The organism is Sphingobacterium griseoflavum, from assembly GCF_014653155.1.
GTDB classification, from domain to species: domain Bacteria; phylum Bacteroidota; class Bacteroidia; order Sphingobacteriales; family Sphingobacteriaceae; genus Sphingobacterium; species Sphingobacterium griseoflavum.
On the sequence record NZ_BNAF01000008.1, the window covers coordinates 180,659 to 202,226 of the forward strand.

Below are 21,568 nucleotides of genomic sequence, written 5' to 3' on the forward strand. Positions count from 1 at the left end.
GAAGCACTGGCTTTGTTTGCTAAATTTTATGATGATGCAACATTTAAAAAATATAATACAATTGATTTCTCCCTGCTTCGTCCTGCTGTTTTTGATGGGAGGGTGCGAGATCCAGGAAGATTTTAGCTACCAACCTTCGGGGGTCGACGGAAAGCTAGGCGTTTCGGCATGGGAATATGTGCAGCGTAATGATTCGCTGAGCATCTTGCGGGAAGCCATAACTTACGCTGGATTGCAGGATTTGTATAGCGGTACGGATGCGCGGACTTTCGTCATGCCCAACAATAGAGCCCTGCGCACATATCTACGGGAAAACGCCTACGCCGGCGTGCAGGATGTGCCGCTCCCTATTTTGCGTAATCTCCTACGCTATCATGTGGTCAACGCACGGGTCATCTTTACCGATCCGGATCTGATGCCGGCGAATCGACCGATCGCCTACCCAACAGCGAATGGCCAGGTGATGTACTTATCCCACACCAGTACATTTATCGGGCTGATTAATGAAGGAACAAGTGTGCAGTGGCAAATAACAACCTCGAATTTAGAACCCACCAATGGCGTTATCCATGTCGTCAATGCGGTGGTGTACTATGCCGTGCCGACAGGCGATACAAATGCGCCCAATCCTGACCTCGTCCAAGATACTATTTATCCGATTGCGGATGCATTTGTGAATGGTGGATTTGAGTCCGATCTTAATTTTGGAAGCAATCCTTTGCTGCGCGTAAAGCATATCACCGGAAGCGGCGATTACGACCGAAAGGCCTTTTTGATGTTCAATTTGGACGACTTCTCCAAAGATGGCGTGGTAACCGATATGAAATTGCAGCTGGCTGTATCGTTTACGCATGCTAAGGGCGTGCCGTTAGATCTGTACGAAACACCGAGTACAACGTGGACAGAAGCCGGCCTTAAATTCAGCAATGCGGTTTTTCCACAAGGAAGTCCTTTGGCGCGTATCATCACCAGCAAAGTGTCGACCTTTAACTTCGATATAACGGATTACTATAAAGCGCGTAATGCCGCTGGTCGGGTGTCTTTTATGCTCGAGGGCGCGGCAGGGGCCGATGAGACTAATGATATAGCATCCAAGGAACACCCTACGCTAAATCCACCTATGTTGATTGCTACGCTTGCTTCGGGACTAAGCAACTTGGAGATCGTGACGCAAAATGATATCACGGTAAGCAGTGGCGGTGTGTTTGTTTTCAGCGAGGAGTTGCTCAAAATCGATGGTGCTGCTGCCAGTGATATTATTTACACCATAGAACAAGTTCCCCAGAGCGGATGGCTTATCCGCGGTGCGAGCACGCTGCGCGCTGGCGCACGCTTTACACAGGCTGATATCGATTTGAACAACCTGTTGTTCATACATGATGGCGAGCAGGCTGGTACAGATCGTTTGGTGCTGTCCGCACGTGATCGTGCCGGTGCGCTATTGGAAGATATTCAAATAAACATTTATGCGCAATAAGACGGTAGGGATGAAGAAAATGCTTTCAAACTGGATCAAAGCAGGCAGCATATTGGCCTTGATTTGTGCTTGTTCTGCCTCGACCGCATTGGATGAGGAAGAGTTGCCGAAGCCTACGGATCGCGTCATCAGCTTTTCTGGATTCGAATGGTTGGTGCGCAAAACGGGAACAACCAAGGAGGGACCCGGACCCAATTTATTTTCTGATTCGGAAGATAACGTTTGGGTGGATGCGCAGGGGCGTTTGCACCTCAAGATTGTGCAGAAAGGCGGGCTGTGGTATTGTTCAGGCGTTGTCTTGCGCCAAAGCCTAAGCTACGGCAAATATATTTTTTATGTCGCAAGTGATGTCAGTAAGCTGGATCAGCATGTGGTAGGAGGCCTTTTTACCTATCGCACCGATGAGGAGGAGATCGATATCGAGTTTTCCAAGTGGTCTGATCCAAACAACATGGATGCCCAATTTGCCGTACAGCCCTCAGAACGTGCCGGCAACAAAGTGCGGTACAATCTGCAGCTGGAAGGGCTCCAGTCGACACATGCGTTTGATTGGCAGCCCAGCTACATCGATTTCTTTAGTGTGCAGGGACACTCGGCGGTAGTCACAACGGATAATCTTATTCAGGCATGGCGTTACACCGGTACGAATATCCCGCCCGATACCGACGAGCGGCTCCGGATAAACCTTTGGCTGTTTCGCGGGCAGACACCTTCCGACAAGAAAGAACAGGAAATGATCATTGAAAAGGTTGAATACATCAAATAGAAAAATAAAATATGTCAGTAATGAATGATAACATCCATGTTTCCGGGACAGCAGAGGAAGCTGGCGTGGCTGCAGGGCGAGCTGTTGAGGAATACCTCGTCTCGTTGCAGGCGCAAAAAGATGAAATACGGATGATCTTTGCGGCTGCACCCTCACAGGATTTTTTGTTGGGCTATCTGGCAAAATCGGAAAAGATCTTGTGGGACAAGGTGGTGGCATTTAATATGGATGAGTATATCGGCCTTCCGTCCGGAAGCCCGCAGCTGTTTGCTACTTACCTCGAGGAGAGGCTTTTTTCCAAGGTGACGCTTCGCTCGAAGCATACGATAAGCACCGTAGGCAGTATCCCCGATGAAATGAAACGCATAACCAAGCTGATCGGTTCGGCGCCTATCGATATCGTGTGTCTAGGCATCGGGGAGAATGGGCACTTGGCGTTCAATGATCCACCGGTGGCTGATTTTGAAGATGAAAAGCTGGTAAAGGTTGTCGAACTCGATTTGGTCTGTCGGCAACAGCAAGTGAATGATGGCTGTTTTAAACAGTTGGATGATGTGCCTGAAACAGCACTGACCTTAACCATTCCCACGCTGCTTCGAGCGGATGCCCTCTTCTGCGTCGTTGTAGGCAAACACAAGCGGGAAGCGGTAAGGCAGGCCATCCATGGCGCGATAAGCGCCGAATGGCCTGCTACCATTTTGCGGACACATGAAAGCTGCCAATACTTCTTCGATAAAGAGGCCTTCATGGAATAAAATTCTCGCCGACGCGTAAGACCGCAATAGCTGGACAATTAAAGCTATTGCGGTTTCTCGCAAACTGCTGTCGATGCAGTCTTATCGTACGGCTGACGGGACGGCTATCTGCTCTCCGATGGTAACATCGTTGAATACGATGTTCGCCGTGTGGCTGAAGCTGAGGGCGGCTTTGCATGAATCGATTTTTATGTCGGAGAATTGTACATTCGTAACTTTTTTTGAAGGAAAGCCTTGGATAACCAGCCCGGCATTGCTTGCGCTTTTGCAGTAGAAGTTTCGTACAAAGATATCGCGGATGTCGGTGGCATGGCCTTCGCCCTCGCCGTGATAGAAGGAGGTAATGAAAAGAGCGTCTTCCACCTGCTGAAAGCGGACATTGTCTACGTATATGTTTCGAATAAACCCACCCCTGTCCGGATTGGACTTCAGGTAGATGCCGCGTTTGCAGTAGCTGGAAGCTTCACAGTTTTCGACATATACATGCTCTACCCCGGCAGACATCTCACTGCCAATTACAATCCCGTGTAAGCCTTTGAAGCGGCAGTTGCGGATAACAATGTTTTCCGACGTGATGCCGAGCTTTCTGCCCTCATGGTCCCGACCCGCCTTGATAGCGACATTGTCGTCGGCATTGTCAAAATCAATGTCCTCAATCAATATATTCTTGGAATATTCGGCATCAAAACCATCGTTGTTTTTGTTGTAGGCATGGAATTTCACCTTCCGGGCAATAATGTTTTCCGATTGCAAAAAGTGCACACACCAAAACGGGGAATTTTCTATCGTGACCCCCTCCACCAGTATATTTTTGCACCCATAGAATTGTATGAGCTGCGGCCGTAGGAAGTGCCCATTGCCGAATATCCTTTGCTCCATCGGTACATCCTTTCTGTTCATTTGTCTGCTTCGTTCCTGAGCGGGCTTTTGTCGATCGTACCAGCCGCTGAATCCATTCCTGCCGTTTCCATCAATGGTGCCTTCTCCCGTGATGGCTACATTTTTTGCTTGATAGGCGTAGATCAATGGGCTGTAGTTGTAAAGCAGTGTGCCTTCCCAACTGGTCGCCACAACAGGGAGATAGTCATCAGCATCTGTTCCAAAGCATATTTTAGCGCCTTTTTGTAGGTCAAGACAGCTGTTGTCAACCAGGTGTATCGGCCCATTTACCAGATAAACCCCGGGCGGAACGATTATTCGTCCACCTCCGTTTTCCAAACAATATTGCATCACCTTGTCGAAGGCAGGCTTGTTGTCCGTGGCAGAGTCGCCAGAACCGCCAAAGTCCGTTAACTTCCGGGCCGTTTCCGCGATGCGTATATGCCCAATCCCTTGGATTATGTCGGCGGTTGATTTTTTTGTAGGCGATGGATCGCTCTCGATCTGATGCTGGCAACCGCACAAAAACAGGAAGGAGGCGACGATGGATAAAATTTTTGTACGCATGATAGGTCGTTTTTTTATCCCAAAAAAATAGCTTTTAATTGATGTATATCCAAATTTTATGAGCAAATTTCTCGGATCTATACCTGTCGATAAACTTTAAATTGTGAGTGTAGGTTGCGATCGCTACCTGCTGTAAAACTAAATAAAAAAGAAATCAAATATTGAATTACGATTCTATCTGTATCTTCAGAAAATCTAGCTAATGCACAGGTAATTTTAATATATATATACTTTTTATTATTATTGCAAGGTAATAATATTTTCCAATTATAAATGTTTTTATAACCCTTAATATTTAATCATGCTCATCAAGAAAAAACAACGCAAGGAAGTTAGCGGCCCCCGGCGTAATAAAGCGCGAACAATAGAGCGACTGCTGACGGGTATCGGAACAATATTAGAAGAAGAAACTTTTACGGGGTTGTCGGTAACAGCCATCTACAAGAAGTTGCGCGTGAACCCCAAACTTGTCTACTTATATTTCGATAGTTTTGACAAGTTGGTGAGCGCTTTCGTTCAGCGCAAGCTCGATGCTTGGGAACTGGAAGTACGTATGCAGCAAAGAAAGTTCGCTGCAGAGGCGCGCAGTGAGGTATTGGATCTGATGATCGTACAGCTAGAAAAATTCCAGCAGGATGGTGCATTGCAAAAGTTGATACATTGGAGTCTAGTGGAAAAGCAGCACAAGTTACTGAAGACTTTGCAGTATAGTTTTGTCCATTATTTTAGAACGCTACTCCGGCTTTTTACGCGGAAATTGTCGACGGTCGAAAGAAAGCGCGTAGCGGCGGCGCTCGATATCATGCTCTCCGGAGTCTTGTTTCTGTCTTTCTACAATAGCGATGGCCGACTGTTCTGCGGTGTTCAAATGGTCACCGATGCAGATCGAAAGCGCATCTACGATACATTTAGGCGGATTATTTTGGGAGAGATTCAGGCAGAGGCTGCCATGAAGTTAAAACCACAGGGCAGGCCTATTCCGAAAACGTGATGGAAAGAAGATTGTTCTTCTTCGAAGAAACGGGGGGAGGCGTTGGGATATCAAGTAGTTTTCGTGTATCTTCACTGCTGCAGTTGGAATGGATTATTTCCGAGTTGTGGCCATAATAACCAGGTTGCTCATGAAAAACTTACATATTTTACTCGCGTTCGTTACATTTTTATTTTCCAGTGGGCTGCGTGCGCAGGTACTGGATACGAATCAGACTGCTTTATCGTCGATGCAGGCGACTCAACAGCACCTAGAGCAAACCAACAAGCAATTGGAGGTATTGAAAGGATCGTATGAACAACTGAAATTACAGTCCGAAAAATTACTTCGAGCGAACGATAGCATTCGGCATTTGATGTCCGAATCGCAAGAACTCTCGTTGCAAGAGCAGAAGCAGCTTTACGAGACCAATTACGGTATACTAACACGGTCTTTCCAAGATATCTCCCTATTGAAGCAGCAGATGAAGGGTTATGGTCGCTTGCTCGACGTAACCTATGCGGGCACGCTCATCAGCCAACTGAATAACCCCACGAATGTGGAGCTGGGGACGAGCTTTTCCAAGGTATTGCTCGATAACGCCGAAGCTATCCTGAGTCGCAATTTAAAAGGGAGCGTCAAGAGTAAGTTTTCGGAAACGATAAAGCGTGTCGTCAGCATTCCTTTAGTCGGCACGATCGTCGAATCGAATCCCATCAGCGCCTTGGTAAAAGGCGTATATGACCAAGCGCTATCGTTCAGCGACAACGCCATTAAAGACCAAGATCTACGGGATTTTCTAAGCAGCATAAAACCTTATACCGACTTTTATTACACGCTCGATCAAACCACGTCCGGATTCAAGCAAGAACTGCTCGGGTACCGGCGCGAGCTTGCAACTTTTGATAGAACCCTTCTGCGGCACGAAGAAAGATTATTGGCAGCAATGCAAGCCAGCCCGAACAACAAGCAGGCGTCCATCGATGGGCTGTTCCGATATGCGGATCGACAACGCCTGACCTTATCGGAGATCAAGCGCATCAATGAGTCCCTGCCGGTCTCCAAAACGATCCGCTTGATCAACGCATCACCGGAGTTGGCGCTCGATCAAACTTCTTTTGAAGAGTCGTTCAATAACTACATAGACCAAGTGATTGCTGTGTTGGAGCGTGCATCAAAAAATGATCGATTACAATTTGATGCCAGCACCATCGATAAATTGATCCGCAACCTGCGCAATACACGTATCCGACCATAAAGATTGTCCTCTTGCACCTGCTCAAACAGCCGGCACAAGCAAGCTTTTCTACAGCAGAGGGCGGCCGCTCTATTCCATGCCTCCCATTAGGGGGTCTGTTCTGCTTGGCTTTCCGTTTTCTACGTGGCCGGCATATTGATAGGCCAAACGCGGATCAGCACTATCGGAGACTTCGATGTCATACCAACCGTGGGATTTTTCCAGGTCCATTTTCCATTTGAAGCTGTGCGCTCGGAATGCCCTGCTCCCTTGTTTGTAGGACAGATCCTTGACCGTGATTTCGTGTTGGTTTTGCGTTGTCTCGACCGTTATGGCACTTGTTGTTGGCCGTTGTGCGATGTGAAACGTAGCACCTTTTGAAAGCTTGCTGCCTTTAAAAGAACGGTAGAAACCATTCGGCCCGTAAATGCGGATGTGGTAGACTTCATCCGCAAATTGGTCAAGAGGCCAGTAATAGGTGAGGGGCTCGTTTTGATGCACGGCAAAATTCCACGTTCTTCCCGGTAGTGCTTCCCCCTCGTAGGGCACCGCCGCCATGGCGAAAAATGGAACACCGATTTCTTTGGTTTTTGGGAGCTCCTTACCGACAGCGAATGTCACCGCAAGGGCATTCCTGCCTTGATCGATGTGAGCGTTCACGCATAGGTCGTACGGAATAGCACAGGCCTGCTTTGTGCCTTTCTCTTGGGGTGAATTCCACCATTCGTTCAAACTCTTTCCTGCGATGACACGGTCTGCATCGAGTAGCGTGAAGCCCGACGGCAGCGCTTTACCTCTAGCGGAGTGGATGCGTTCAACGTGTTCGTCTCTGTCCACTGCGGCTATTTCCACGTTATCGGCCGTTCGTATCGGTTCAAACACCGATGTGAGGTTTCCGCAGACCAATCGACGCCACGCGCTTAAGTTGTCTTCCGTTACGGTCTTGTTATACTTCTTTTGCAGAAAGTATTCCAAAAACTGTAACGGAGAGGTCAGGTCGAAGACCTCCGAATTCACGCGGCCCCCTTTGCTCCAGGGCGACGCCACAACCAGCGGAACGCGAAAACCTAGACCAATTGGGCTATCTATCGTGCTTTCCGAATGGCCGGTACGCTTTCGCTCCTGCTCCAATGTCACGTATTCATTCGCCGTGCACATCCCCGTGGGCACCGCGCCGCTTTCAGGGCGTGCACTATGGGGAGGAACAAAAGGAGGGATGTGGTCAAAGTAGCCATCGTTTTCATCGTAAGTTAGGATAAAGATTGTTTTTTTCCATACTTCTGGGTTAGCGGTCAGGATATCCAACGCTTCGGAAACATACCAAGCGCCATACCAGGGCGATCCCGGATGATCCGAAAATCGGCATGGTGCCACCAGCCAAGAAACAGTAGGTAAGTTTCCCGTTTGGACGTCTTGCCTAAATTGATGGAAGATATCGCCTTTCGGAACCTGTACTTGATGTTCAGTTTTTCCGTCTTTATAGCGGATAGTTTGCAGCTTATGGTAATCTGGATCACCCGTGTTGGTTGTAAAGGCTTTTTTATGGATAGCCTGGTCGAAGGGATCCAGTTTTTGGAAGGCCTCCGCGCTAAAATCGTGGATATCTGTACGGAGTTGCTGCGCCTCCTGCTGCAAAGCTCGGCGTTCAGCCGATGTCTTTTGCTGGGCGCTCTGCAAGGCAGCTTCAATCTGCTGCAATTGGCGTCGCATATGCGCGTGGTGTGCCGGATGAAACCGCACATGATATTGTTTGTGAAATTCCAGGTTGTTGTCGGTGAAGTTTGCGAGCCAATCTTCCTCTTCGCCTTCAAATCCTACAGGTAGGCTCAGCTCGTTTTGGTATACCCGCCAGGAAACCTCCGCTTCTTCCAGCCGCTCCGGATAGGTCTTCCAAGATACGTTCTTATAATTTATTTGACTATTGTCGACGTGCGCGGTGGATGTGGCGTTGTGCGGTTGCTCGCGTATGCTGGCCGACCAAAAATAGGATCGGTTGGCGCTGGTACCGGTCAGGCTAGAACAAAAATGCTGGTCGCAGACCGTAAACGCATCAGCCAACGCATAGTAGAAAGGGATGTCTTCGCGGTTGTGGAAACCCATGGTCAGTGGAAGCTGCTTATAGGCGGGGTTTCCCGCTTTTTTGGCTTCCAGCCAGGTGTTCATTTTCCCCTCATTGCGCGCCTGCACCATATCTTTCCAGCTATGCGGTAGGGAGCCCATCCAACTGGTTTTGCTGTTTTCCAAATCTAAACGGAATGGCGTGGCAACATGTTTATCGGCATCCTGCTGTAGCCATACCGGTAAGCCGTTTGGCTGTATAATGGCTCTAGGGTCATTGAAGCCTCTTACGCCTTTCAACGTCCCGTAGCAATGATCAAAAGAACGGTTTTCCTGCATGAGGAAAACAATATGTTCTGCATCAAGGAAAGTCGATCCTTGTGCTGCGTCAATGGCCAATGCCCGTTGGATGGAGGAGGGGATAAGTTGGCTAGCACCTGTTGCCCCGGCCAAGAGTGCGGCCTTTTTTAAAAATGATCGTCTGTTTTCCATGTTATTTCTATTCAAATCTAGCAAAAAGATGCCGGTATATGTGATGGCAAAACAAGCAATCTTATGTGACCTTATGGTTAGCTCCAAGATAATCTTTAGTCAACAAACGTATGGTTGCGGGCTGTAAGAAAGCATCAGCCACGCTGCTGCTTTCAGGATGTCCGTCGAAGCAAGATCATGTTGCGCGTGTAAACCACCGATCCCAAAAGGTGCCCACAAAATAACACGACATCTTCCCGCAGTATGGCATACAGCAAAATCAATAGCGACCCCATTAGGCTGATTGCCCAAAAGCCAAACGGTAGTAGTGATTCTTTTTTGGACTCCGAATAGAGCCATTGATAAATGAAGCGGCAGGTGAAAAGTATTTGCGAGCTAATACCGAGCAGCAGCAGCGGGCGTGGAATATGCTCGTCGGCCAACAACTTATCAAGGTCGTACATATCATGCCGATAACCATAAACAATCAACATGACCGGGAAAGTAAGAATAAACAGGCGAAAAAACCGGTGGATCTTTCTCCATTCCTGTTGCAGGTGCATGTTTCGGATATATATGTAATAGGTGAACGTTTGCCCCAACATAATAGCAAAATCGTGCCGAAGGTACCCGTAGCAAAACAACAAAAACGATGCAAGCAAACTCAATTCCCAAAAGAGCACGGGCGTCAGGACCTTCCGGTTTTTTTCCGAAGAGATCCATTGCACGATCAGCCGGCTGGAGAATAGTAATTGTGCTATCGCACCGATAGCGATTACTATCCACTTATTTACTTCCATCTTCGGATATCTTATAATTGATATATTTCTTCCGCATCCAAAGATAGGCGAAACAATCCTGCAGCGGGCCTAGGAGTCTATTCCATAGCGTAAATTTCGATTTCCCGGCCATTCGCGGATAGTGCCTCACCGTCACTTGTTGCACGCGCCCCTCTTGCAATAATATCATGGCGGGCAGAAAACGGTGCAAGCCCGAAAACATGGGGATGCGCTTGGCGTATTCCGTACGTATGATCTTCAGCGGGCAGCCCGTATCGTCCATGCCGTCATGGGTAAAAAAACGTCTGATCTTATTGGCCAACTTGGATGATAGTCTTTTCGTAAAGGAATCTTTTCGTTGGCGCCTCGCACCAGTTACGAGATCAAAATCCGCTGCCTGTTCGAACAGGAGGTTGAAATCCCTCGGATCGGTCTGTAGATCAGCATCAATATAGCCTGTCCAAGGCGTATACACATAGTCGAATCCGGCTTTGATCGCGGCGCTAAGACCATAATTTCGGTCAAAGGAAAGGTATTTGAACGCAGGATTGTTTGCACAGTGCTCCCGGATCATGGCTAAGCTTTCATCTTTCGACCCATCGTTCACAAGGAGCACGATGCTGCTTTTGTGTGCGGTATTGATATATTCCTGCATCTTCTGAAAAAGACGAGGCAAGCTTTCGGCTTCGTTGTACACAGGGATAATAATTGTGAAATCAGCTTGCATAAAGTTTTTCTTGTTTTGCGTTTTATTGTGAAAGTAAAATGGCGGCATACTTGCCGACCTCTATTTTTTTAAAGCGGCCCAAGTAGTTGTTCAGTGCGGGCTGTTGTATCAGCTTTTCCCGATCAACAAATAGCACGCCGCCACGATATGCTCCGTTAAGTAGGTTTTCTTGGCTGATTTCCATCACCGGTGCCGAGAGGTATACGTCCATGTTTTCTGGTCGCCGGATTTCCCAACTAAAATAGGCAGGCGCAGCGCTTTCTGCTGCGAGTGTCTTCCCCGCAGCCGCCATATTTCCGTAGCCGATCAGACTGTTGAATTGCGAGATGCTCAATCCTGCTATACATATAGTTGCCAAAAGACCAAATCCCAACGTTCGAATGGTTAGTGTATAGTGTCGCTTACGTGCGAGGAGGTACAGACTGTAGCTCCCTGCGGCCGTTAGGGGCAGGATCGCTCCGATCAGCCACGGCGAACGCAGTTCTAGCGCCGGGATGCTATCTCTTAACATTAACACAGCGGGCAATGCCAACATAAAAATGAGCGCAGGACATGCCAAGGTTATTCGCGTAAAGATATTTTCATTGAGCTTGCTTTGCACCAGAAAGCTATAGTAGACAGCAAATGGAAAGACAGGAAGCAGGTAGATCACGATTTTAGAGCTCACCATCGATAGGAACAACAACGTAGAAAGGCTGCTTAAGCCAAAGAATACGGCCAGATTGCTAGGGCGTTCTTTAGCGCGCAAACGCGCAACGATAACGGATAGCATAAAAAGGGACCAAGGCGCCAAGGCATACCAAATACTGATGCCGTAGTAGTAGAAGGGCGCTTTATGATGGAACGAGTCGACTGCACGATCGACTGTTTGGTGCACCAGCAGACCATAGAGATAGCTTTTGCCTCCTTCCAGCCATACCCCCAAAAACCAAGCGCCGCAAAGAACCAATAAAATCAAGATGGCACGCCAGTGCCAATATTTTCCGATATCACGCAGCTTTCCCGTGGCTAGCAAAAAAGAAATACTGCTGATTAAAGGTACGATGATGCCCATCGGACCTTTCGTGAATACAGCAAGAAAAATGCTGAGACCAAAAAGTACCTGCCCTTTTTTGGGCGCAATATCTTTCGTGTACATCCTGTAAAAGATATACAAGGCATAGGTAATAAACAGGCACATCAACATATCCATGCGGAGTACGATGCTGCTGCCGATAAAAAAGACGGCCGTAAATAATGCTAATCCTGCCGTCGCCCGATCGGCTACTGAAAGCTCGCGTTTGGTCCATTGATCCATTATTTGAATGATCAGGAGGCTTGGTAACACCGAAAAAATGGAAAGCGCTACCAAACTATGCCTTCCGAAAATCGATTTACAAAGCATAACCAACCAAAGGTAAAGCGGAGGTTTATCGGAGTAATACTCCCCATGATGCATAAAAGCAAAGAAACGGCCTAATCCCAAGTTCTCATCGGCAATACTTAAATACCGAAGCTCATTATCAGGCGTGAAATCGCGCAGCAAAAACTGTGGAAGCAAGCTGATGAAGAAAAGAACATAATGGACGGGCTTCATAGCGGAATGATTGTTTTATGAGTTTGCCATGCTTGCGAGGCTTGCTGTTGTATAAAATCTTTCGTTCTATGCATTTGTAGTTTTTTTGAAATTGCGCTTATGGTAAACGTTTGTCTTCCCTGCCTAAATATCTGAATCTTAATTTGATTTGTCAATATCTGCGTGTGAAGTATTTGCCCTGTGTTTCTTTGTCTCAACAGGCATGAACAGCAACTGGACCCTCCAGGCGGCAGCATAATACAATAAAGTAAGAAGCCTGCGGGGTAGAATCTATGGTCACAATATTATAAATGTATTTTTTACATTTATAATATTGTGCTATCTTTATCCTTAGCTTAACCGATGCTTGGTAGGGATGTTTCCACATCGAATAAGAAAAGGAAAGCAAAAGATTTTCCGTGATCGATGGATGCCAAGTCATGTTGACGATGTTATTTTTAAATTTTAACAGGAAATTATGAACACTATGAAACGGGTGCTCTGCAGTCTTTTGGTTTTGTGGTCTTTTTCGGTTGCCTTTGGGCAGGAAGTGGCCAAGATCAGTAGCCCAAATGGTAAGCTGCAGGTTCAACTATTTTTGGAGCTGGGCAAACCGTGTTACACGGTTCGCTTGGGGGACAAGATGATGCTAGAGAAATCGCCCTTGGGTATCCGTGGTAGCGAAAGCGACCTGTCTGCCCTGTTGCAGCTAGTAGCGCATGAGCAGCGGCAGATCGATGAAGTTTATCAGGAAGCGAAAATCAAAGCCAGTCATGTGCACTACCAAGCTAATGAGCTGTCCTGCACATTCATGAATAGCAAGGAGCAGCATTTGGTGATTGTTTTTCGCGTTAGCAACAATGATGTCGCTTTTCGCTACCATATTCCCCAAGTTGGCGAATCTGCCAATCTGATTATTGAAGAAGAGCTGAGCGGATTCAAGTTTCCGACGTTCACGACAACATTTTTGACGCCGCAAGCACCGCCGATGAGTGGCTGGATGAAAACGAAACCGAGCTATGAAGAAGAGTATGTAGCCGATGAAGTATTAGGTACACCGTCCAAATATGGGATTGGATATACTTTTCCAGCCCTGTTCCACGTGGGCGATCGTGGCTGGGTACTGCTGTCGGAAACCGGCGTCAACGCGCTCTATTGCGGATCGAAATTGAGTGAAGGCACGCGCGACGGCCTGTATCGGGTTGCCTTTCCCGAGGCTGGCGAAAACAATGGCATCGGCCGGCCGAACCCGACTATAGCACTGCCCGGGTACACCCCATGGCGCACCATAACGGTAGGCGAATCCTTAAAGCCTATCGTCGAAACAACCGTTCCTTTCGACCTTGTGACGCCGCAATACAAAGCGTCTAAAGATTACCGGTTTGGGCGTGCCACTTGGAGTTGGTTGGAATGGCAAGATGGCAGTATTAATATGGAAGATCAAAAGAAATTTATCGATCTATCCGCTACGATGGGCTATGAATTTACACTAATCGACAACTGGTGGGATGCAAAGATCGGGCACGACAAGATCGAGGATCTCGTGCAATACGGTAAAAATAAAGGTGTCGGTATCTGTTTGTGGTACAACTCCAACGGCTTTTGGAACGACGCGCCGCAAAGTCCCAAAAATAGGATGAGCACGGCTCCAGCACGAAAAAAAGAAATGGAATGGATGCAGCGTATCGGTGTTAAAGGCATTAAGGTCGACTTCTTCGGTGGCGATAAGCAAGAGACAATGAAGCTTTACGAAGATATCCTCGCTGACGCCAACGACCATGGATTGGCTGTTATTTTCCATGGCTGTACGCTACCACGGGGTTGGGAGCGCATGTACCCTAATTTTGCGGGCAGTGAGGCGGTTCTAGCTTCCGAAAACCTTATCTTTACACAACATGCCAACGATACAGAAGCGTACAACGCCACGCTGCATCCCTTCATCCGCAACACCGTCGCCTCTATGGATTTTGGTCCTGTTCTGCTGAATAAGCGACATAACAGGGGTAACAACGCAGGCACGGAACGCAAGACGACAGAAACGTTTCAAGCAGCGACAGCTGTCGTATTCCAAACGCCTTTGCAGAACTTTGGCATTACACCCAATAATTTAACGGATGCTACCCCGCATATCGTCGAATTCATGAAAGAAGTCCCCACCACTTGGGATGAAACGGTGCTGTTGGATGGCTATCCGGGTAAATATGTGGTGCTCGCTCGACGTCACGCCGCCACGTGGTATATCGCTGCGATCAATGCGGAAGCAGCTGCAAAAGAAATCCAAATCACCTTACCGATGTTAAAGGATAAGTCTGTTCGCCTGTATAGCGATAATAAGGCACGCGTAGCTGAAAAGAAGAACGTTTTTTTGCTAAACAATAATCAAGTCAAGCTGACTATACCGTCTGGAGGAGCTGCCGTAATCGTCGGGCAATAAAGAACAGATTGAACCAGTGCCTATGGCTTGAAAGGCTGTCGCAAAAAAAAGCACATAATTATTGTTATATTGAATACACTTAACTTAAACCCTATATGAAGAAAAAAGAACTGCTCTACGTGAGACACCTGCTCCTCGCCTTTTTTGCTACGGTCTTCGTCCATCCCCTTTTTGCGCAAGATTACAAATTTGGCCCAGCAGAAAAGGACTATGTTGGTTATCTATTTGCTTACTTCAAAGGCAATGCGGTGGAAGATGAGGCGATTTGCTATGCCATTAGCACGGACGGCTACCACTACCGCGCACTGAACGGTAACAAGCCTGTACTGGATTCCAAGCAGATCAGTACGACCGGTGGGGTGCGCGATCCGCACATCCTTCGCGGTGAGGACGGAAAGTCTTTCTACATGGTCGTTACCGATATGACCTCTTCCAAGGGCTGGGACTCCAATCGTGCTATGATCCTCCTGAAATCCAATGATTTGATTCACTGGACACATACGGTCATCCATATACAACAGCGCTATACGGGACACGATGACCTAAAACGTGTTTGGGCACCACAGACCATCTTTGATCCCGCGGTCGGCAAGTACATGGTCTATTGGTCCATGCAGCATGGTACCGGCCCCGATATCATCTACTATGCATATGCCAATGATGACTTTACAGACTTGGTAGGCGAACCTCAGGTGTTGTTTTTGCCTAAAAATGGCAAGTCGTGTATCGACGGCGATATCATCAATAAAAATGGTCTGTTTTATCTGTTTTATAAAACCGAAGGAGACGGCAATGGCCTGCGCTTGGCCCTCACAGATTCGCTTACCGCCGGCAAGTGGATCGAGCAGCCGGGCTATAAGCAGCAAACACGTGATGCCGTGGAAGGCTCATCGGTGTTTAAACTTAACCAATCAGACAAGTATATCCTGATGTACGATGTCTACGGAAAAGGCAAATACCAATTTTGCGAGAGTGTGGACCTCGATCGTTTTCGGGTGATCGACGAGGAGGTGAACATGGATTTTCACCCCCGCCACGGCTCTATTATTCCGTTATCGCGCACCGAGCTCAAAGCTTTAACCGATAAGTGGGGCATTCCACAAGGGATGGAGATCTCCTTTAGGAAAAACCCGATTTTGGATGGCTTCTATGCCGATCCGGATGTGCTTTACTCCAACAAGACAAAAAAATACTACATCTATCCCACCAGCGATGGTTTTGACGGTTGGGGTGGTTACTATTTCAAGACCTTTTCGTCCGATGATCTAAAGACTTGGAAAGACGAGGGTGTAATCTTGGATCTTAAAAAAGATGTGCCCTGGGGGCCACGCCACGCTTGGGCGCCAACCATCACCGAAAAGATGGTAAAGGGGGATTATAAATACTACTATTATTTTACCGCTGCGCAAAAGATCGGTGCTGCGGTCTCCGATTCGCCGACCGGGCCGTTCAAGGATTCGGGAAAACCGTTGATCGATTTTAAACCCGAAGGCGTAAAGGGTGGACAGGAGATTGATCCTGCTGTTTTTAACGACCCGAAAAGTGGAAAAAGCTACCTGTACTGGGGCAATGGCTATCTCGCCGTGGCCGAGCTGAACAAGGATATGCTGTCCATCAAAAAGAACACGGTGAAGGTCATGACGCCCGACAACACCTTTCGGGAAGGGGTGTATGTGATCTACCGGAAGGGCACCTACTATTTTTTATGGTCGGAAGACGATACCCGCAGCGAAAACTACCGCGTGCGGTATGGTACATCCAGGTCTCCAATGGGGCCCATCGAAATTCCGGAAAATAACTTGATTTTGCAGAAAGACCCATCGAAAGGCATCTACGGCACTGGTCACAATTCGGTGTTGCAGATCCCGGGGAAAGACGAGTGGTACATTGTCTATCATCGGTTCAATTATCCCGACGGAATCAAAATGGGCGATCCGGCAGGCTTTAACCGGGAGGTCTGTATCGATCCCCTACACTTTGATGAGGAAGGGAATATCCTCCCCGTCGTGGTGAGCCACTAGTTCGGAGGGCCTTCTGGCTCCCAAAAATAAAATCAGTTAAAATTGGAGAAGCTTAGGGTATTATCCTACAGAAAGGAATTGCCATAGCGTTTATCTTTATGGTACCCTAACCTTATTCTTGTATACAGCATAGCTATGAAAAACATGTTAAAATATGCGCTTGTTGGATTGGCGGCAACGTTATTCCAAACAGAGGCGCTGTGGGCGCAGCCCGGCTTCGGCAAAGCCGAAAAAATCAATGCCGACTGGCGTTTCCACTTGGGCGATACCAACGGTCAGATCGGCAGAACCAATAATGACCGCTCCTGGCGATCGGTACAACTGCCGCACGACTGGAGTGTAAAGCAGCCGCTGAGCCCAACGCTGGCTAGTGCCACCGGCTTTCTGCCGGGCGGTATCGGCTGGTATCAGAAAAAAATCACTGTTCCAGCAGAAGATCAGGGAAAGAAGCTGTACATCTATTTCGAAGGGGTGTACAACCGCAGTGAAGTCTTTGTCAACGGGCAATCCGTTGGCAAGCGTCCAAATGGTTATATCTCCTTCGGTTACGACATTAGCCCCTATGTAGCATACGGAAAAGAGAATGTGATATCCGTGAAGGTTGATCACAGCCAAAGTGCAGACTCCCGTTGGTATACCGGGTCGGGTATCTACCGCGATGTCTGGTTGGTGCGTGCTAATCCCGTTCATCTCGATCAATGGGGTGTTTATGCCTACCCGGAAGTGAGCAAAGGCAAAGGAACGCTTCAGGTACAGGTATCGCTGACCAACGCCTCCGAGCGGGATGCAAAGCTGGATGTGGTGCAGGAACTCGTGGATGAAAAGGGATCTATCGTGGCGAAGCAACGTACAAAGGCCAGCCTTGCCGCCGGAAAGCAGCAAGAGCTGAAAACAAGTTTGAGCTTGAACAATCCGAAGTTGTGGAGTTTGAGCCAACCAAATCAATATACCTTGCGTACCACTGTTTTGCAGGAGGGCGAGGAAATCGATAAGTCGGAAGTCAAAACGGGTTTCCGTACTTTCACCTTTGATCCGAACAAAGGTTTCGCCCTCAATGGCGAATGGATGAAGGTGAAGGGGGTTTGTTTGCACCATGATGCCGGTGTCTTGGGTGCAGAAGTGTATCCCGAGGTGTGGAGGCGTCGATTGTTAACCTTAAAAGAGCTGGGTGTAAACGCTATCCGTACGAGTCACAACCCGCAAGCCTCTTCCCTGTATGATCTTTGCGACGAACTGGGCTTATTGGTGATGGATGAGGCGTTTGACGAATGGGAATTTCCGAAACGAAAATGGCTGGAAGGATGGAATGTAGGCACGCCGGGCTTTCAGGGTACGTTCGACTTTTTTGAAGAATGGGGTGAGCGCGATCTCGCCGATATGGTGAAGCGCGACCGTAACCACCTGTCTATCTTCGCGTGGAGCATCGGCAACGAAGTCGACTACCCCAACGATCCGTATTCACATCCTATATTGGGCGGCGAAAAGAAAGAAGGCGGCTTTACACAGGCTTCTTATGGAGGCTATAAGAAAGATGCTCCCGATGCGATGCGCCTCGGCGATATCGCTAAAAAGCTGGCCGCCGTGGTAAAAAAATACGATAGCAGCCGCCCCGTCACGGCTGGGCTTGCCGGGGTCGCGATGTCTAACGAAACGGCTTATCCCGGCGCATTGGATATAGCAGGCTATAACTACACTGAAAGTCGTTATCAGCAAGATCACGAGCGCTTTCCAGATCGCGTGATCTTCGGCAGCGAAAACCGCCATGATTTTGCTGCTTGGAAAGCGGTGCGCGATAACGAACATATCTTCGGACAGTTTCTGTGGACCGGCATCGACTATTTGGGCGAATCCGGGCGTTGGCCCTCGCGAGGCTTTTACTCGGGCTTGGTAGATTTTGCTGGATTTAAAAAGCCTCGTGGCTACTTCCGTCAGTCTTTGTGGGCCGAAAAGCCGATGGCTTACCTCGGCAGTTACCCCTTGCAGGGTGGAAGCTCGGCTACCGATGTTTGGTCTGCGCTGGAAGCCGAGCAAGGGCAGCGCAGCAATGAGGCGCCATCCATGGATGCGTGGCCCATCTGGAACTATCAAAATGGCCAATTGATTCGCGTAGTCTGCTACACCAATACGGCAAAGGCAAGTCTCGAACTCAATGGAAAATCCGTGGGTGAGGAGAAACCATACGATCAGGAGCAGGGGATTATCTACTGGGATATTCCCTATGCCGAAGGTAAACTGGAGGTCATCGGCCTAGACGCCCAGGGAAAGGAAGCCACCCGTTACGCCATCCAGTCGAGCAAACGCCCTGCAGCGATCCGGATATTGCAGGGCGACACTTGGTCTGCCGCTGCAAAAGATGCGGTGCTGCAGATTGAGCTACAGATTGTCGATGCGGACGGTATACCCGTATTGCTCTCGGAGGACGAAATTACCTGTACTATTGCGGGCAATGCGCGGCTCTTGGGACTAGAAGCGGGCAACAATGCCGATATGGGCGACTACCGCGATAATAAACAGCGGGCGTACCATGGAAAGATGATCGCCTATATCCAAACCAATGGCTCGCCAAACGAACAGGTGGCTGTCAGGTTTAGTGCGCCTTGGCTGCAGGCGGCCAAAGTAAATATTTCGTTGAAGTAAGCACGCAGTCTACTACCGTTGCCTTCAACGGTAGTAGACTGTCCTTTTATACAGCATGCCCCGCTGTTGCTGCACAATTCGCGCTGCCAGTGGTCGCTAGACGAATCCCGCTATAGCACGCACGAGAAATCTTTTTTATACAGACTTAGGATATATGTCGACGCGACAACAAAAAAATGGCCGAATCTCTCCGGCCATTCATGCTTATGAAAATATCTCTCGGGGAGAGAGATGCACAAAAGTAAAACAAAATTTTCTGAAAACGCATGTTAAAACCTTCGTTTGCCGTGTCAAAAAATACCATATATGCATTTCTTTTTAAGGTGTCCGAAAACTTAGTGCGGTTTTGCCGGTTTGTTTCTTGAGGAAGCGGCGGAAGTTGCTTTCGTCGGTAAAACCGAGCTCAAATGCAATTTGCGAGATGGATAAGGTGCTGCTTTGAATGAAGTTGACCGCTCGTTTGCCTAGTGTTTCCAAGATGATTTCCTTGGCCGTCTGCTCGTACGTCGCTTGACACGCTCTTGACAACTTCCTTGGGGTGACATGCAAGGCGTTCGCATAGAAGTGCACGGTATGTTCTTTTTTGTAACATCGGTGTAGCATGACAATAAAACTGTTGACGAGATTCCGGTCCGAGAGCTGGTCGGTGGGGTAAGCATCGGGCACTTCGGGCAAGCCAAGTAGCCCCTCCAGCAATAAGGACTCAATATGGTTCTTCATTGCGGCATCATAAAGCGCTTTGCTTTTGCGTGCAAACAAAGGGGCTCGTACATCCAGCACGTGCCGCACCTCCTCGGGTGGTCTGATCGCATTGACGACCTGCATTTTCGTGTTGTAGTCAAAGAAAAGCCGGGAATACAGGATCTCCGCATCTTTGCTAGACCGGTCAAAGAAGCTATCAGGAAAGGTGATGCGATAGCCGGCTTCCGAAGTGGCTTGGATCACTTTGATGGCGATACCGGGTCCGATAAACAACAGTTTATTCGCCGGTATGCTGTAATGTACCGAACCAACCACCAGATCTAGGGGTGCCAAGGTGCGTATAATCGTGAACAGATCAACCGATCCGTCAACAAGTATCTCTTCGCTATCCGACCGTAGTAGCAGGAGCGAAATAATACTTTCGTTGTGGGGTATTACTTCCATGGCATTAGCATCAGGATGATGCATTTAATTTACGAAAAAAAATAATTTTAGCCGCGTCCTCTGCTCATTTTCTTTATGCTAAGCTGATTGGGCTTCTATTTTTGCCTTTACCCGGCAAAGTGTTTCTACCTTCATATTGAGGTAGGATGCCATGTATTTCAGGGTGACACGGCCCAGTAAATTGCCGCGTGTAGCGGCAAAGCGACGATAACGTTTCTCTGCCGATGGCAGGCGGCAAAGAAAGGCGCGCTCATCCGCATCCCGGTAGTAGCGCTCTAAAAGCTTCCGACCGATGATATTGGCTTCGTAAAAAAGTTCGTACATCTCTTGCAGAGCCTGTTGGCTGATGCCGATGAGCTTACTGTCCTCGAGCGCTTGGATATACTCTTGTGTCTCGATGTCCAGTCCTAGATTACGCACAGTGCCGACCATATTGCCTTCCGCATTCAGCCATGTCGTGATTTCTTGCCCCTCTTCTTTGATGAATCCACGTATAAGTCCCTTTACGATAAAGTAAACGGTTTCTGTATGATCGATCGGACTGCGTAAAAACTTTCCTTTTTTTACTTGTACATAACTGCAGTGCGCGATCAAATGTCTGCCTGCTTCGGTGGAGATGGGGTGGATGCCCCCCAAAAATTCGGTGATCTCTTTAAAATCTAATGTCGGTTCAGCCATGCTGTTTAGGTGCGTTGTGTTAATAGATGGTGGCACAAAAATAAATAGTTGTCATGATATACATCCATGTTAGGCCCATTTTATTTTCGTGTTCTTCCAGTACTGTCTAGCCCACGACTTGACCATGCTCCCGCGCAAAAAGCCATTGACATTTGTCAATGGCTCTTTTATTTCCTTGCCAACCTGTTTCTTTTCTGTTATGTTTGTGCAACAGTTTGGAAACAACATGTTTTAGCCAGTGCCTTAATAGATAAAAGCGATGTTGACTCCGTTGCATGAATCACACGAGATGTACGATCTCTCCTAGATGATATTATTATTTTTAACCTAAACCCCGGGGGGGCGGCCTAGCTACGGTTAGGCCATTTTTTCGTAACCAACTTTTTGTCGCTCGCTTGAAATTTAAGGGTA

At 48.1% G+C, this 21,568-nt stretch carries 15 protein-coding genes; 8 read left to right on the forward strand and 7 right to left on the reverse strand.

Annotation, left to right across the window (positions count from 1 at the left end; translation table 11 throughout):
* Positions 1–28 precede the first annotated feature (28 nt).
* Genes IE165_RS12020 through IE165_RS12030 form a run of 3 tightly spaced genes read left to right on the forward strand, consistent with a single transcriptional unit; the run spans position 29 to position 2,998 of the window.
* Entirely contained in the window at positions 29–1,477 is a 1,449-nt protein-coding gene (locus tag IE165_RS12020) for a CBM96 family carbohydrate-binding protein (RefSeq protein WP_189626869.1), read from the forward strand.
* Positions 1,467–2,243, forward strand: a complete 777-nt coding sequence (locus tag IE165_RS12025) for a glycoside hydrolase family 16 protein (RefSeq protein ID WP_189626870.1) — start codon at positions 1,467–1,469, stop codon at positions 2,241–2,243. Before IE165_RS12020 ends, IE165_RS12025 begins: the two co-directional genes overlap by 11 nt.
* A gap of 20 nt (positions 2,244–2,263) precedes the next feature.
* Positions 2,264–2,998: a 6-phosphogluconolactonase gene (locus IE165_RS12030; RefSeq protein ID WP_229826530.1), complete on the forward strand. Its 735-nt coding sequence runs from the start codon at positions 2,264–2,266 to the stop codon at positions 2,996–2,998.
* An 81-nt stretch (positions 2,999–3,079) separates the two neighbouring features.
* On the opposite strand, the gene IE165_RS12035 is transcribed toward IE165_RS12030, so the two are convergent.
* On the reverse strand, positions 3,080–4,444 hold the full coding sequence (locus IE165_RS12035; protein ID WP_189626872.1) for a glycoside hydrolase family 28 protein: 1,365 nt from the start codon (positions 4,442–4,444) through the stop codon (positions 3,080–3,082).
* Positions 4,445–4,745: 301 nt separating this feature from the next.
* Here IE165_RS12035 and IE165_RS12040 point away from each other — a divergent pair, with 301 nt between their 5' ends.
* On the forward strand, positions 4,746–5,435 hold the full coding sequence (locus IE165_RS12040; RefSeq protein ID WP_189626873.1) for a TetR/AcrR family transcriptional regulator: 690 nt from the start codon (positions 4,746–4,748) through the stop codon (positions 5,433–5,435).
* Between the two features lie 130 nt (positions 5,436–5,565).
* Positions 5,566–6,672, forward strand: a complete 1,107-nt coding sequence (locus IE165_RS12045; RefSeq protein WP_189626874.1) for a hypothetical protein — start codon at positions 5,566–5,568, stop codon at positions 6,670–6,672.
* A 69-nt stretch (positions 6,673–6,741) separates the two neighbouring features.
* Here IE165_RS12045 and IE165_RS12050 read toward each other — a convergent pair whose 3' ends face one another.
* From IE165_RS12050 to IE165_RS12065, 4 genes are all read right to left on the reverse strand, one after another.
* The gene (locus tag IE165_RS12050) at positions 6,742–9,201 is read right to left on the reverse strand and encodes a phosphocholine-specific phospholipase C (protein ID WP_189626875.1); all 2,460 of its coding nucleotides are present in this window, start codon (positions 9,199–9,201) and stop codon (positions 6,742–6,744) included.
* Positions 9,202–9,353: 152 nt separating this feature from the next.
* Positions 9,354–9,980: a lipid-A-disaccharide synthase N-terminal domain-containing protein gene (locus IE165_RS12055; protein ID WP_189626876.1), complete on the reverse strand. Its 627-nt coding sequence runs from the start codon at positions 9,978–9,980 to the stop codon at positions 9,354–9,356.
* Positions 9,967–10,686 carry a glycosyltransferase family 2 protein gene (locus IE165_RS12060; protein WP_189626877.1) on the reverse strand — a complete coding sequence of 240 codons (720 nt, stop codon included), beginning with the start codon at positions 10,684–10,686 and terminating at the stop codon, positions 9,967–9,969. Before IE165_RS12060 ends, IE165_RS12055 begins: the two co-directional genes overlap by 14 nt.
* A gap of 22 nt (positions 10,687–10,708) precedes the next feature.
* On the reverse strand, positions 10,709–12,262 hold the full coding sequence (locus IE165_RS12065) for an ArnT family glycosyltransferase (protein WP_189626878.1): 1,554 nt from the start codon (positions 12,260–12,262) through the stop codon (positions 10,709–10,711).
* A gap of 457 nt (positions 12,263–12,719) precedes the next feature.
* Here IE165_RS12065 and IE165_RS12070 point away from each other — a divergent pair, with 457 nt between their 5' ends.
* From IE165_RS12070 to IE165_RS12080, 3 genes are all read left to right on the forward strand, one after another.
* The gene (locus IE165_RS12070) at positions 12,720–14,675 is read left to right on the forward strand and encodes a glycoside hydrolase family 97 protein (protein ID WP_229826531.1); all 1,956 of its coding nucleotides are present in this window, start codon (positions 12,720–12,722) and stop codon (positions 14,673–14,675) included.
* Positions 14,676–14,770: 95 nt separating this feature from the next.
* Positions 14,771–16,696: a glycoside hydrolase family 43 protein gene (locus IE165_RS12075; RefSeq protein ID WP_189626879.1), complete on the forward strand. Its 1,926-nt coding sequence runs from the start codon at positions 14,771–14,773 to the stop codon at positions 16,694–16,696.
* Positions 16,697–16,831: 135 nt separating this feature from the next.
* Positions 16,832–19,333: a glycoside hydrolase family 2 TIM barrel-domain containing protein gene (locus IE165_RS12080; protein WP_189626880.1), complete on the forward strand. Its 2,502-nt coding sequence runs from the start codon at positions 16,832–16,834 to the stop codon at positions 19,331–19,333.
* A gap of 318 nt (positions 19,334–19,651) precedes the next feature.
* Here the strand turns inward: IE165_RS12080 and IE165_RS12085 are convergent, their stop codons facing one another.
* Together IE165_RS12085 and IE165_RS12090 are read right to left on the reverse strand one after the other, a co-directional pair.
* Positions 19,652–20,479: a helix-turn-helix transcriptional regulator gene (locus IE165_RS12085; protein WP_189626881.1), complete on the reverse strand. Its 828-nt coding sequence runs from the start codon at positions 20,477–20,479 to the stop codon at positions 19,652–19,654.
* Positions 20,480–20,557: 78 nt separating this feature from the next.
* Complete coding sequence (locus IE165_RS12090; protein WP_189626882.1) at positions 20,558–21,157, reverse strand: Crp/Fnr family transcriptional regulator; 600 nt, start codon at positions 21,155–21,157, stop codon at positions 20,558–20,560.
* Between the last annotated feature and the right edge of the window lie 411 nt (positions 21,158–21,568).